Annotated in this window: 13 protein-coding genes; 1 reads left to right on the top strand and 12 read right to left on the bottom strand. The window is 36.0% G+C overall.

Features of this window, described 5'->3' with window-relative positions; genetic code table 11:
• Position 1 precedes the first annotated feature (1 nt).
• From M5A78_RS19820 to M5A78_RS19765, 12 genes are all read right to left on the bottom strand, one after another.
• Positions 2-1,147 carry a glycosyltransferase family 4 protein gene (locus tag M5A78_RS19820; RefSeq protein WP_248737009.1) on the bottom strand — a complete coding sequence of 382 codons (1,146 nt, stop codon included), beginning with the start codon at positions 1,145-1,147 and terminating at the stop codon, positions 2-4.
• Positions 1,140-2,282, bottom strand: a complete 1,143-nt coding sequence (locus tag M5A78_RS19815) for a glycosyltransferase family 1 protein (protein ID WP_248737008.1) — start codon at positions 2,280-2,282, stop codon at positions 1,140-1,142. The genes M5A78_RS19820 and M5A78_RS19815 overlap by 8 nt, the downstream gene beginning before the upstream one ends.
• A complete protein-coding gene (locus M5A78_RS19810) occupies positions 2,282-3,256 on the bottom strand; it encodes an SDR family oxidoreductase (protein WP_248737007.1) in 975 nt (324 codons plus the stop codon). The genes M5A78_RS19815 and M5A78_RS19810 overlap by 1 nt, the downstream gene beginning before the upstream one ends.
• Positions 3,257-3,258: 2 nt before the next feature.
• Complete coding sequence (locus M5A78_RS19805; RefSeq protein WP_248737006.1) at positions 3,259-4,641, bottom strand: nucleotide sugar dehydrogenase; 1,383 nt, start codon at positions 4,639-4,641, stop codon at positions 3,259-3,261.
• A 16-nt stretch (positions 4,642-4,657) separates the two neighbouring features.
• Positions 4,658-5,764, bottom strand: a complete 1,107-nt coding sequence (locus M5A78_RS19800; RefSeq protein WP_248737005.1) for a glycosyltransferase family 4 protein — start codon at positions 5,762-5,764, stop codon at positions 4,658-4,660.
• Positions 5,765-5,774: 10 nt separating this feature from the next.
• Positions 5,775-6,686, bottom strand: a complete 912-nt coding sequence (locus M5A78_RS19795) for an SDR family oxidoreductase (protein ID WP_248737004.1) — start codon at positions 6,684-6,686, stop codon at positions 5,775-5,777.
• 32 nt (positions 6,687-6,718) lie between these two features.
• Positions 6,719-7,351, bottom strand: a complete 633-nt coding sequence (locus M5A78_RS19790; protein ID WP_248737003.1) for a sugar transferase — start codon at positions 7,349-7,351, stop codon at positions 6,719-6,721.
• 35 nt (positions 7,352-7,386) lie between these two features.
• On the bottom strand, positions 7,387-8,268 hold the full coding sequence (galU, locus tag M5A78_RS19785; RefSeq protein ID WP_248737002.1) for a UTP--glucose-1-phosphate uridylyltransferase GalU: 882 nt from the start codon (positions 8,266-8,268) through the stop codon (positions 7,387-7,389).
• A gap of 133 nt (positions 8,269-8,401) precedes the next feature.
• A complete protein-coding gene (locus tag M5A78_RS19780) occupies positions 8,402-10,228 on the bottom strand; it encodes a polysaccharide biosynthesis protein (RefSeq protein WP_248737001.1) in 1,827 nt (608 codons plus the stop codon).
• Positions 10,229-10,639: 411 nt separating this feature from the next.
• Positions 10,640-11,404: a tyrosine-protein phosphatase gene (locus M5A78_RS19775; protein ID WP_248737000.1), complete on the bottom strand. Its 765-nt coding sequence runs from the start codon at positions 11,402-11,404 to the stop codon at positions 10,640-10,642.
• A 99-nt stretch (positions 11,405-11,503) separates the two neighbouring features.
• Entirely contained in the window at positions 11,504-12,208 is a 705-nt protein-coding gene (locus M5A78_RS19770; RefSeq protein ID WP_319942321.1) for a CpsD/CapB family tyrosine-protein kinase, read from the bottom strand.
• Positions 12,198-12,947: a YveK family protein gene (locus M5A78_RS19765; protein WP_248736999.1), complete on the bottom strand. Its 750-nt coding sequence runs from the start codon at positions 12,945-12,947 to the stop codon at positions 12,198-12,200. The genes M5A78_RS19770 and M5A78_RS19765 overlap by 11 nt, the downstream gene beginning before the upstream one ends.
• A 364-nt stretch (positions 12,948-13,311) precedes the next feature.
• Here M5A78_RS19765 and M5A78_RS19760 point away from each other — a divergent pair, with 364 nt between their 5' ends.
• Positions 13,312-14,130, top strand: a complete 819-nt coding sequence (locus M5A78_RS19760) for an SGNH/GDSL hydrolase family protein (protein ID WP_248736998.1) — start codon at positions 13,312-13,314, stop codon at positions 14,128-14,130.
• Positions 14,131-14,231 lie beyond the last annotated feature (101 nt).

Below are 14,231 nucleotides of genomic sequence, written 5' to 3'. Positions count from 1 at the left end.
ATTAAAAAATCCTTTCTATATACATATCACTTACCGATTCTGTTGAATACTTTTTTACTACACTTAAGTTCTCCAAAGATAATTTTTCTAGCATATTTTCATCTTCCAATATATTTGAGAGTTTTTCACGAAATTCCTCTACATTTTCTTTATCAACAACATAATTCTTTTGTAACTTTCCAAATAAATCTATTGTCCCACCAGCATCTGTGGCTATAATTGGTAATCCACAAGCCATAGCTTCTATTACAACTCTTGGAAATCCTTCAGTATAGGATGGATTAATAAATAAATCTGCTGCTGCATAGTAATTCGTAATCTCGCTATTGGGTTTTGAGCCTAAAAGATGTATTCTATCTCTTGCAGAAGAATCTTCAATTTTCCTTTTTAGTATTGGTAATTCAGGGCCTTCACCAATTATTACCAGGTGAGCGTTATGTTTTTTTAGCCTATCAGTTTCAAATATATAGGGTACATATTTATCTGATTTTCTAACAGGAGATAACCTATGTACCATTAAAATAACTTTTTCTGAATCACTAAAACCTAATACCTTTCGTGCATTTTCCTTTTCCTTAGCAGAAGGTACTGAGAATCGGCTAATGTCTATATCGTTATATAGTAACATCATCTTTTCACTATTTACTTTTACTATATTTGTATAATAATCTATCATTGATTCTGGGCCAGTTACAAAGAAGTTTACAAATTTCTTCACAAACCAAAACTTTGAATACGAAAGCAACATCCATTTTAACTTATTAAAAATTTTTTTATCACTATCAACTAAAAAAGTAGTTCCACTTTGCCAATAGAAGGTCTGAGCTCCGAACAATTTTGCGGCGATTATTGCTATAATTGTTGAGTTTATAGTAATTCTAACAAAAATTCTAGAATAGCCTTCTCTTATTAATCCTTTTAATGTATAAAAAAGTTCAAGTCCTCTTTTAAAATTATTCTTCTGCGTTTGACATATAACTTCGATGTTTTTATGCTTAAAAGCAGGAACATCATCACACTTTTCAACTATTAGTGCTATTTTCACACCTTTATCCGCCATCGCAATCAACAAGTTTAATATATGGTAAAAGTGTTGAACAGATTTATTAGAGTAATGATTAAGAACATATATCAATTTTTTATCCATTATTAACTCCCTTTTTGCTATTTACATATATATTTAGATAAAAATTCTCTAGCCACTTTGCATTTTCCTCAATATCATAATTTGAGCTTTTTACTTCAGTAAAGCTTCTACTTCTATTAATATTTTCATCAAATCCATTTAAAACTCTATTGGCCCATTCATTGGGAGTCGATTTTAAAGAACAATAATTCACTAAGTCGGTAATAAAAACTTCCTCTGTGATTGTATTTGATGCAAATATTTTTAATCCTGACGCCTGTGCCTCTATTAATGTAACAGGTAACCCTTCATATAGAGATGGAAATAAAAATACATCCATCGCCTGTAAGAGCTCAGAAATATCAGAACGTACTCCTGTAAAAATAACACTGTTACTTAATCCCATATCATTAACCTTATTCACTATCGACTTTTTTAGTTCTCCTTCTCCAATCAACAATAAAACAGCATTAGGGCTAATATCGTGAATTTCTTTAAAGATATCAATTAATAATTTGTGATTCTTCGGAGTAATAAATCTACCAATATGTCCAATTACAAATTTGTTTTCAAGTTGTAACTCTCTTCTTTTTGTTATCCTTAATCTTTCATTATAAGCAAATTTTTTTGTTTCAATTGCATTATTTAATACAACAAAATTTCCCCTTTTAGAAGCTCCTTTACCAAATAGCCAATTTCCTGCAACTTTAGAACAAGCAAAAAGGTAATCTGCAGTATGTCGAATTGGATATTGTAATATATTCTTTACAAGTGCAGAGGCTCCATTACCTGAGGATGTGCTATGACTATGTGCAATTGTAATTAGTCCGTATTTTTTTGCTATTTTAAGATAAATAGATGCTGTACTTCTTACATGGCCATGAATGATTTTATATTCTGTATGTTCTTTAAAGAAATTTTGCCATGCCATTTTAAATTGGAAATGGTTCTTCCCTGTATAACGAGGAATATTATAAATATTTCCCCCTAAAGCTCTAATCTCCTTATCATAATCACATTCTTCTTGAGAATGAACAATAAAATCAAATTGTATCTTTGAACGATCAATATTTCGATAAAAGTTCATAATCATAGTTTCTGCACCACCTTTATTCATTAGTGCAAAAACCTGTAGTATCCTAATTGGTTCTGCCATTACAAATTCTCCTTATACCATTGTATTGCAGCCACAATTCCTCGCTCAAAACTCCAATCAGGATTATACTCTAGCAATTCTTTCGCTTTACTAATATCAGCATTACTATGCTTAATATCCCCTTTACGATCAGGACCAAAAATAGGCTGAATATCTTTTCCTAATGAATTTAATAAATGCTTATAAATATCAATTAGAAACTCTCTTCCACCATAGGCAATATTATAAGCCTGCCCTGCCGCTTCATGAGATGCATTACAAGCTTTTAAGTTAGCTTCAATTACATTCTCTATATAAGTAAAGTCACGACTCTGCTTACCATCACCATTAATCGTTGGGGGTTCGTCATTTAGTAATTGTTTAATAAATTTCGGAATAACCGCCGCATAGGCACCATTAGGGTCCTGCCTTCTACCAAATACATTAAAGTAACGCATACCATACGTATCAAGGCCATACAATTTTGTATAGAGTTTTCCATATTCCTCATCTACCTTTTTAGTTAGAGCATAAGGTGACAACAAATTCCCCTCTCTACCTTCTTTCTTTGGAAGAGTGGGCTCGTCTCCATAAACTGATGAACTTGAAGCATAGACAAATTTCTTCACACCGTTCCTTCTGGCAGCCTCCATCATATTAAGAGTACCTTTTATATTAATCTCTTCATATAGCAAAGGCATCTCCATACTTCTTGGAACACTTCCCCATGCTGCTTGATTCAGAACAAAATCGATACCTTCACATGCCTTCATACATGTTTCAAGGTCACGAATGTCACCCTCGCTAAATTCGTAGTTAGGATTGTCTAAAAACTCTCCTACATTTTCTTTTTTACCAGTTGAAAAATTATCAAGGCCTCTTACTCTATATCCTAACTTAAGTAAAGCTTCTACTAAATTGGAACCAATAAAACCAGCTGATCCAGTAACTAGGAATTTACTTCCCTCTGGAAACTTAATATTTTCATATCCCATTTTTAAAACCTCCAATATAAAATTCCAGCATTTTCTGCTTCTTTTCGATCAAATAAACCTTTGATGTCCATTAACACACATTCTTTTCTATCAACCTCTATATCAAACTCAGATGTCGCTGCAACTTCATTTATGGCTTCTAAATAAGATTGTTCCTCCGGTTTAAACATTCTTTGTACATCCTCTAAATGAATAGCCTTAAACTCTTCATGTGGAACTGCAAAGATAACTGCATCTATACCTTTTATCTCTTCTGCATTACTAAGTGTTATTTTATATTCATTCCATAAATCTTCTTTGTCAGCAGCTGGATCCACAACCTTGACTTCTATTCCGTACTCTTCTAATTCTTTAATCACATCAATGACCTTTGTATTTCGTACATCAGGGCAGTTTTCTTTAAATGTAACACCAAAGATAGCTACTTTTGAGCCATTTATTTGTTTGTTTGCCTTAATCATTTTCTTTACTGTACTTTCAGCTACATACTTACCCATATCATCATTTATTTTTCTACCTGAAAGAATTATTTGAGAATGATAACCCATTTGTTCTGCTTTGTATGTAAGATAGTATGGGTCAACGCCTATACAGTGGCCACCTACGAGTCCTGGAGAAAATTTAAGGAAATTCCATTTTGTTCCTGCTGCTTCAAGTACAGCTTTTGTATCGATTCCCATTTTATTGAAAATAATAGATAGTTCATTCATAAAAGCTATATTTATATCGCGTTGAGAATTCTCAATAACTTTTGCAGCCTCAGCTACTTTTATACTTTCAGCTTTATATACTCCAACCTCCACTACCAGCTCATATACCTTTGCTATCACATCTAGTGTCTCTTGATCCATACCTGAAACTACTTTTGTAATCGTTTCTAATCTATGTTCTTTATCTCCAGGGTTAATTCTTTCTGGTGAATATCCAACTTTAAAATCGACTCCATACTTTAGTCCCGATTCTTTTTCCAAAATTGGAACACAGATTTCTTCAGTAACACCTGGATAAACGGTTGATTCAAATACCACAATAGAGCCTTTTGTTAAGTTTCTTCCTAGAGTCCTACTTGCAGATTCTACTGGTGTTAAGTCAGGTGTACGATCTTCTCTTACAGGCGTAGGCACCGCTACAATATGAAATTTCGCCTCTCTTAGGCTGATTTCGTTGGAAGTGAAATTAACAGTTGTGTTCTTGATTACTTCATTTCCCACTTCTTTTGTAGGATCTATACCATTTTTATAAAGTTCAACTTTTTGTTTATTTACGTCAAATCCAATCACATCAGTTTTTTTAGCAAAAGCAACAGCAATAGGCATACCCACATAACCAAGTCCAACTAAAGAAATTTTCTCTTCTCTGTTAACAATCTTCTCATATAAGTTCATATCGAGTTCTCCTTCTTTACAATCCCATTACCTGCATTATCGATTGATTAACAATCTTCACATCATATTTTTCTCTTGCAATCTTTGCACTTTCTTTTCCCATGCTATTACAAATTTCTCCGTTAGAAATTAAATATTCCATCTTATTTGTTAATCCTGTGATATCTTTTACTTTTACCAAATATCCATTTAACCCATCAATTACAGTCTCTCTACAACCAGGAGCATCACTCGTAATGATAGATCTCCCCATTGCCATGGCTTCTAGTACAGTTTTAGGTGTACCTTCATGATAAGATGGTAACAAATATGTGCTACATTGAGCGATAAATGGTCTCACATCGTCTTGTTCTCCAAAATATTCAATAATTCCGTTTTCTATATAAGGGTTCAATTCTTCTGATTTTAAGGCAGATGGGTTGCTATCAAAAGGCCCTACTAATAAACAACGAACCTTTGGATATTTCGCTTTAACTCCCTTACAAGCTTCTAAATATTCCATTATCCCTTTATCTTTGATAAGTCTTCCGATAAAAAGAAATGCTGGTTCCTGTGGTAATGGAGTTGGTTTAAATTTCTTAAGATTAACTCCTGAACCATTAATAATAACGGTTTTTTCATCTTTTATTAAACCGTTTGAAATAAACTCATTTTTATCATCATGATTCTGAAAAAATACTTTTTTACTAGATTTACAAGCAACCCAGTATTCGATTTTCATTACCGTTTTTACTATTTTGTTTTTAAAACCTTTTCCTCTGAATACTGAACCAAGCCCTGCTACTAAAGGATAGACCTCAGAAATACCATTTATCTTTGCAGCTATACTTCCATAAATAACTGTTTTGGCTTGGTATGCAAAAACTTTGTCAGGCCTTTCCTTCTTCATAAACTTATTAAGAGACCTTAAAGTTCTAAAATCTTTTAGTGGATTCATCCCATTTCTTTCAACACATAGCTGCCTATAATCTATATTGTATTCCTCAAACTTTCTCTTCCAAACCGCTTCAGGCTCAGAACCTAAAGCAATAACGGTATGACCTTTTTTAATAAAGTCTTTCATCATATCCATACGAAACCAAAACATTGATGACGTATGGCTTGAAAGTACTGCTATTTTCATATCCTTGCTCCTACTTAGATTTACTACCTTCTTTTTTCTTTAAGTACTCTTGCACTTCTATTATTATTCCTTTTTCGAAAGACATGGGTTCATAATTGAAATCATACGTCGCATTATCGTGAGAATAATTTCTATTTTCCGCCATTCTCTGAACTTTCTCTATATAATTGATTTTTCCTAGCGTTAGAATTTTAAGTACCCTCGCCATAAGTACCCCTAGACTTAATGGTACACTGATGAAGAATGTTTTTTTGTTGAGTTCTTTGCTTATTAACTTAAATACATCAATCAGTTTGATTGGCATTTCCCCTGTAAGATCATAAGCATTCCCAACTGTTTTTTCCGGAGACATTAATACAGTAAAAAACGCCTTCCCTAAATCTCTAGCATTTACCGGCTGGATTAAACTATTTCCCCTACTTATAACAGGCATAATCCTAAGCTTATCCACCATTTTTATAAACTTGCTCATATTACTATCACATAGATCGCCATATATCATAGAAGGCCTCAGTATTGTAATACTTGTTGGGCACTTAGTATCATTTTTAAATTGTGAGATCCTTTCTTCTATCAACTTATATCCTTTGGAGGCATATTTAAATTGCGAATAAATTCCTGTGGTATGTACTAAAATTACTCTTTTTACTTTTTTCTCTATAGCAGTTTGCACTATATTAGGTGAGTGATGAATATTATAGATGTGAATTACCACCTCAACACCATCCATTACTCTATCAATAAAATCCTGATCGTTTAAATCTCCAAAAACCTTTTCTATTTTTAGCCCACTGTTATCTAATAGGAAAGTGTTAGAAGTTTCTCTGACAGTACAGCGAATAGGGCCTTCATATTTATTTTTAATAAGTTCTTGTAAAAAGTATCTCCCTGAATGGCCAGTAATACCTGTGACTAATAACATTACAACACTCCCATCTCCTCCAAAAACCTGCCTTAAGAACCCATTTCATTACTATTCGAAACTTCCTTTTTTACTCCAGTTCCACCTTCAATAACCCCATCTTGTTTCATAATGCTAACTATAGTGCTAAAGAAGCACTTCAGATCAAAAGTGAAGCCCAACTTTTCTACGTACTCCCCATCAAGCTTCGCTTTAACCTCTATTGGCAACTCATCCCTACCATTAATCTGCGCCCATCCCGTAAGCCCAGGATAAATATCATTCGCCCCATATTTATCTCTTTCATTGATTAAATCATACTGATTCCAAAGAGCCGGCCTAGGACCAATAATACTCATTTCACCTTTAAGAATATTGATAATCTGAGGAAGTTCATCCAAGCTAGTTTTTCGCATAAACTTACCCACTCTAGTAATATAGCTTTCTGGATCATTCAAAAGGTGTGTCGGCGTATCTTTAGGTGTATCGATTTTCATCGTTCTAAATTTCAAAATAAAAAATTCTGACTTATCTTTTCCAATCCTACGTTGCTTGAATAACACCGGACCCTTCGAATCAAGCTTAATACATACAATTAATACTAAGAAGACAGGTGAAAGCACTACAAAACCTATAAAGGCAAGAATAATGTCTATTATTTTTTTTATATATGCTCTATAAATCACTCTTTTATCCACCTCAACCAGAAAAGGTTAAATAATTACTTAACCTTTTCTGTCTCTAATATTTCATTCATAAAAGTGAGTATCTCTTCTCGTAATGAAGGCTCTTGTAACGCAAACTCAATAGTAGTCTTCACAAACCCAATCTTCTCACCAACATCATACCGCTTACCCTCAAAATCATAAGCAAATACCCGCTGTATCTGGTTCAGTTTCTGAATTGCATCCGTCAACTGAATCTCTCCACCAGCCCCAGTCTCCTGCTGCTCCAAAAACATAAAAATCTCTGGCGTAAGAATATACCGTCCCATTATCGCCAGATTAGAAGGAGCTGTTCCTTGCTTAGGCTTTTCAACAAAATTATTCACTTGATACCTTCTACCATCCTGAACCGAAGGATCAACAATCCCATACCGATGCGTCTCCTCGCTCGGTACAGTCTGAACGCCAATTACAGACGAAAGCGTTTCTTCATATTGATTTATCAGTTGTTTCAAGCAAGGAGTATCACTTTGAACAATATCATCACCTAAAAGAACCGCAAACGGCTCATCCCCAATAAAATTCCGCGCACACCATACTGCATGCCCTAAACCTTTTGGTTCCTTTTGCCGAATATAGTGAATATCAGCTAGATTAGTAGAATAACGGACCTTATCGAGTATATCTGTTTTTCCTTTTTCTAATAAATTTTGCTCAAGTTCATGAGCGTAATCAAAATGATCTTCGATTGCTCGTTTTCCTTTTCCTGTGACAATAATAATATCTTCAATCCCAGAAGCCACTGCTTCTTCGACAATATATTGAATCGTCGGTTTATCAACAATCGGTAGCATCTCTTTCGGCATTGCCTTTGTAGCCGGAAGGAATCTTGTCCCAAGTCCTGCTGCTGGTATAATCGCTTTCCGTACTCGTTTCATGCATATTCCACCTTTTTATTTTAATATCAAACCGAAAGGTTTGAATCGTTTAATCTGTCTCGTTTCAACAAGGATCCGATAGGAATGGTTATTGCCCTAATCAAACTGCAGGTGTATCTATTAATCCGTTTCTTTAGTTCGCCCTGTATAGAACAGTTGCACCATCGAACCTATTATTCGCCACTGCAATCAACGTTTCATGCATTTCCGCTTCAGACATATCTAATAAACTATTTATTAAAACGCGTAATTTTTCAGTACTAATAATCTTCGCCTTTCCAATATGTATCTTTGGATACACCTGCTCCGGATGCACCTCATTCTCATTTAGTAGCTCTTCATACATCTTCTCCCCAGGCCGCAGCCCAGAGAACTGAATCCCAATTTCTTCTATCGTATATCCAGACAATTTAATCAGGTTTTTCGCTAAATCCACAATCTTAACCGGTTCCCCCATATCGAGCACAAACACCTCGCCACCGCGTGCTAACACCCCTGCCTGAATCACAAGCCGTGAGGCTTCCGGAATCGTCATAAAATACCTCGTCATATCGGGATGGGTAACCGTCACTGGGCCACCAGCCTGAATTTGTTTTTTAAACAACGGAATCACACTACCACGGCTACCCAATACATTTCCAAATCTAACGGCAACAAATTTCGTTTTACTATTTTGTGCTAGACTCTGAATAATCATTTCCGCAAACCGTTTCGTCGCCCCCATCACATTCGTAGGATTCACTGCTTTATCCGAAGAAATCATCACAAATGTACTCACACCGAAGGTGTCTGCCGCTTCTGCCACATTCTTCGTCCCAAAAATATTATTCTTAACCGCTTCCCGCGGATTATATTCCATCAACGGAACATGCTTATGTGCCGCTGCATGATACACAACAAAGGGCCTATGTTCTTCCATCACATCAAACATTCTTGCCCGGTCTTGAATATCACCAATCACCGGGACAATTTCGATTTGATTTTGGTATTTGTTACGTAGTTCCATATCAATCAAGTAAATACTGTTCTCACCATGTCCAACTAAAACTAGTTTTGCTGGCGTAAACTTACAAATCTGCCGGCAAATTTCCGAACCAATCGAACCACCAGCACCAGTAACCAATACCGTTCTTCCAGTAATATTTTCAGATATCCGACTAATATCTAACTCTACCGGTTCTCTTCCAAGTAAATGCTCAACCTGAACCTCACGGAATTGATTAACAGAAACTTTCCCTGTCATTAAATCTTCCAGCATCGGCAAAATTTGCGTTTTTACTTTTGTCTTTGCACATTCATCAAATATCCTCGATAACTCTTCTTGCTCTAAGGAAGGAATCGCGATGACGATATTATCAATCTTAAGCTCTTTTACCGCGCTCATAATTTGCTTCGTATCGCCAAACACTTGGATATTCAAGAATTGAAGCTTAAATTTTCGCGGATCATCATCAATAAAAGCAACCGGCATTAACTCTGCATCAGCATTTTGCTGTAATTGCCGGACAACCATTACCCCCGCAGCACCCGCTCCAATAATAAGCGTTCTCTTTTTCGAAGAATCAGTTTTAAAATACGTATCCCTAATCATTCTCCAAACAAAACGCGAACCACCAACCGATAACACATAAAGATTCCATGTAGTTAGTAACGCTCTAAAATAAATCTCAAAATCGATGATGTACTGGACAAGCGCCATCGTTAGAACGGAGAATGTTACCGCCTTCACAATCGCAAGTAATTCGTTTACGCTCGCATATTCCCATGCCTTATGATAAAGACGGTAGTAGCTAGCAAAAACAAAATGACTAACCACAAGTGTGAAACCGCTAATCATCATGTCTGTATTCGTATGAATGATAATTGATGGATGCAATGGATAATAACTTAAATATAGAGCGGTTAAAACGAGTATCGAATCTAATAAGCACAAAATAACAAGTCTAGTTTTGTATGCCACTTACCATTCCCCCTTTATCTCTTTATTTCGTCTATCTAAAAACCTACCGGACAAAAAAATAAATACCTAATGGAAACACATGTGACTTTACACCTGTTTTTTCATTAGATATTTATTATATGTATATTTTTAATTGGGCATCTAACCCCCCCTCACAATATGCCTTTGACGACTCGCGTCTAAGGGTCCTTTCATGGACCCCACAGCATAATCGAGTGCCCCCATGGATAACGGACAGGGAAGCGTCGCCGATCAGTGATGAAGTCTGATAAAAAAATATAGGATTCCTCATATATCCCCATTTGTATACTAGGATAATGATAGACGATTAATGATCCCGTAAGGGAGTGGTTGTACGGATATGTAAGTGGAACATATTAATCAGCCCACAAAAACCTACGCTTTTCTTATCTAAAAAATCTTAAAAAACTTCTTCTTCCTAATCCGATCCGGCACTTCCTTATATACACGACTACCCTCAATCATCAGCGCCGCATTTTCTTCAAACAAATACACCATTTCATTCCCGTACTTCTCTTGAATCATGCCGAAGGCATCCCTCATCATAAACGTACGATTCGTGGTATTATGAGCATCAGACGCAATAAAATGAGTAAGATTCGCTTCTATTAATTGTAGCGTAAAGCCCTTAATCTTCTTCCCAAAGCCGCCACAAACGCTTGCCGCGGTCACTTGTGTTAATGCTCCCTTATTAACAAGCTGATAAAGAAGCTCTGGCTGTTCCATTATTTGCTGATTGCGTTCTGGATGAACAATCACCGGAATAAGCCCCTTCATCTGCAAATCATAAAACAACTTCTCTGTGTATCGCGGCACATGGCTTGAAGAAAATTCCACTAATACATATTGCGTTTCATTAACCGAAAGGATTTCACCTGCTTCATAGCCTTCTACCATTTCCCCATGGATTCGCACTTCCTGACCAGGCAAAATCTTCAAATCTATTTTTTCCTTTACTAATGCTTGGTTCAACTCATCAACACGATTGATAATCGTTTGTTTCGGGTTTTCGTACTGGTTATTCAAATGATGTGGTGTGGCAACAATCGTATCGATTCCTTGCTCAACAGCTTTTCGCGCCATCTTGATGCCTTCTGACAAATCCCTTGCCCCGTCATCAACCCCAGGTAATATATGACAATGCAAATCAATCATCGGTACCACAACTTTCCAATAAAATGTTATTTTTACGTGGCTTTTTTAATAGTGACACTGTCGAACTAATGGACAAAAGGTGTTTTTTGTCGAAATTCGTCATTTGGCTCCATAATAATAATAGTAGTCATTTTTCTGTGCTTCTTTATGGTTCAAAACCACACCAAGCAGTTTGCTATGAGCATTCTCAAGCAATTCCTTCGCCTTTTTCGCTTGTTCGATTTCTGTCCTCTCACTGAATACAACAAGTATTGAGCCATCACACTGATTGGCCAAAATTTGTGGATCAGCTACCGCTAGCAATGGCGGAGTATCAAACAAAATGTAATCAAACTGTTCCTTCGCCTCTTCAATAAATTGTTCCATAGATTTGGAGATTAATAATTCTGCTGGATTTGGCGGGATAGGTCCACTCGTTAAAACATATAAATCCTGTATTTCTGTCTCACGAACTACGCTCTCAAGCGGTCTTTGCTTGGTTAACACTGTCGTAAAGCCAAATAAGTTATTCACACCAAAGGTATAGTGCACGGTTGGCTTCCGAAGATCAGCATCGACAAGTAGAACTTTCTTCCCAAGTTGTGCAAATGTAACCGCAAGATTAGCTACTGTCGTTGATTTCCCTTCTGCCGGTCCTGAAGAAGTAACCATAATCACCCTTTGTTCTTGGTCAACAGATGAATACTGGATATTCGTCCGAATCGTCCGGTATTGCTCAGAAATCGGCGATTTCGGATCAATCGCTGTCACAAGCTTTCTCCCTGAATTAGTACTTGTTTGTTTGATATTCCTCTTACGAGCCAAGTGTCTCACCTCTTCTTGTTGAACTTTTTGGTCTTCGACGCGTTTTCAATTCTTCCATCTTTTGGTCGTCAATCGTGGCAATAATACCTAAGATGGGTAAACCTAATATCTTTTCCACATCTTGTTCATTTTTGACCGTGTTATCAAAGTATTCAAGTAAAAAGGCAATTCCTACCCCTGCCATTAAACCAACAACAATCGCAATTGCTACATTTAATAATGGTCTAGGTTTAATAGGTGATGGATTTTCAGAAACATCTGCCTTTGCTAAAATGCTGACATTATCGACATTCATAATGCTGGAAATCTCTTTTTGGAAAATTTCTGCTGTTTTATTAGCGATTTGTGCCGCTACTTTCGAATTCGGATCTTGGACGGATACATTGACCACCTGAGAATCCTTTTCGCTGGCGACGGTGATTTTTTCGTTCAATTTCGCAGTCGTCATGTTCATATCAAGTTCCTCTATCACTTTATCTAGAATGGCTGGGCTCTTGATGATGACATTATATGTATTGATTAATTGTAGGTTTGTTTGAACTTCATTATAATTGTATTGTCCTTGATCATTTTTCGCTTGGTTTACAAGAATTTGTGTTGAAGCTTGGTAAATCGGGGTCAAGAAAAAGTAACTTACAATACCACTCACTATGGCAGCAATTAACGTGATCGACACGATTAATAGCAAACGTTTCTTTAAGGTCTCAAACAGCTCTTTTAAACTAATAGTCTCTTCCATTTCGTCCTCCTAATAACACTAAATACAAAATATATAGGTTATTATATCATAATTTGTCGTAATTTCTCTTAATCTTTCATATAAATTCCACTTAATCCATTAAACACTCATTTGCATAAAATTTGGACAGAGAATGGAATTTGTATTCATTTCAACACAATTTCACCACAACAATTGAGGATCATTTTCATCCAGTCTATCTACTTTATTGAAAAGAAAGCAGCACTGCCCCCTCTCAAATAAAAGTGGTATTAAGATAGTGGTATTTTGTAGATATTTGTCGACATCAACCGATATTGGATTATTTTTCTATTCCCTTCTGCTATAATATGTATGCACATTTTTATTGGGGGTCATTTTAGATATGAAGAAACTTTTAACGTTGTTATTAGGTGTTGCATTCATTATTGTTCTCTATTTAGGTCAATCCCATTGGAACCAGCAATTGGGAGCATCAGCAAAGAATAAGCCCCATACAACTAGTAGCCAAACGTCAACAGCAACGCTAGATAAACAGAACGATGATGAAAGAGGAAATGAAAAGCAATTGCTTGACTATACAAGCCATTGGCCTGCCGCTTCCGTTGATCGCTTTAAACAAACACTGAAAGAGAAAAAACCCTTTACGATTCTTTTTGTCGGATCTCCTGCCATTGGTTCTGAGTCCGATGGGACCTTTCCGCTTGTAAAAGAGAAACTTATTGAAACATTCGGGGAGAAAAACATTCAAGTAGCACTCAAAACCTATAATTCTACTTCTACTCAATTCATTAAGGGGAATAAACAAGAGGAAATTGCTGCAGAACATGCCGATTTGATAGTATTGGAGCCTTTTATTTTGCTGAATAACGGGTTAGTATTAATTAATGATACATTACAACATACAACCAAAATCATCGATGACATTAAGGCCAGCAATCCCAAGACTGCATTTATCCTGCAGCCATCCTATCCGCTTTATCAAGCGAAAATCTATCCAAAACAGGTACTAGAGTTTAAAAACTATGCTAAGAAAAACCAAATCTCATACCTAGACCATTGGACGGCATGGCCTGATTCAAACAAAGATTCGCTGAAAGACTATCTTCTCCCAGACCAAAGCGCCCCTAACGAAAAAGGCGCTCAGTTGTGGAGTGAGTACATACTACAATTCCTAATTAGTAAAAGCACATCATCAAAATGATGTGCTTTTACTCAGTTTGTCGAGAAACCCAAATTAATAACATTTGTATATGATTATTCTTCCCCCAATTTTACCATTTCTTTAAATAAATATTACCTACA

The organism is Neobacillus rhizosphaerae (assembly GCF_937468385.1).
GTDB lineage: Bacteria > Bacillota > Bacilli > Bacillales > Cytobacillaceae > Neobacillus > Neobacillus rhizosphaerae.
Note: the sequence above shows the minus strand (reverse complement) of the source record. Positions and strands in the feature narration are given on the sequence as shown.

What these genes read in the sequence shown, in the direction of transcription:
- M5A78_RS19820 (WP_248737009.1), bottom strand. Translation starts at nt 1,147, where the DNA reads ATGGATAAAAAATTGATATATGTTCTTAATCATTACTCTAATAAATCT.
- M5A78_RS19815 (WP_248737008.1), bottom strand. Translation starts at nt 2,282, where the DNA reads ATGGCAGAACCAATTAGGATACTACAGGTTTTTGCACTAATGAATAAA.
- M5A78_RS19810 (WP_248737007.1), bottom strand. Translation starts at nt 3,256, where the DNA reads ATGGGATATGAAAATATTAAGTTTCCAGAGGGAAGTAAATTCCTAGTT.
- M5A78_RS19805 (WP_248737006.1), bottom strand. Translation starts at nt 4,641, where the DNA reads ATGAACTTATATGAGAAGATTGTTAACAGAGAAGAGAAAATTTCTTTA.
- M5A78_RS19800 (WP_248737005.1), bottom strand. Translation starts at nt 5,764, where the DNA reads ATGAAAATAGCAGTACTTTCAAGCCATACGTCATCAATGTTTTGGTTT.
- M5A78_RS19795 (WP_248737004.1), bottom strand. Translation starts at nt 6,686, where the DNA reads ATGTTATTAGTCACAGGTATTACTGGCCATTCAGGGAGATACTTTTTA.
- galU (WP_248737002.1), bottom strand. Translation starts at nt 8,268, where the DNA reads ATGAAACGAGTACGGAAAGCGATTATACCAGCAGCAGGACTTGGGACA.
- M5A78_RS19775 (WP_248737000.1), bottom strand. Translation starts at nt 11,404, where the DNA reads ATGATTGATTTGCATTGTCATATATTACCTGGGGTTGATGACGGGGCA.
- M5A78_RS19765 (WP_248736999.1), bottom strand. Translation starts at nt 12,947, where the DNA reads ATGGAAGAGACTATTAGTTTAAAAGAGCTGTTTGAGACCTTAAAGAAA.
- M5A78_RS19760 (WP_248736998.1), top strand. Translation starts at nt 13,312, where the DNA reads ATGAAGAAACTTTTAACGTTGTTATTAGGTGTTGCATTCATTATTGTT.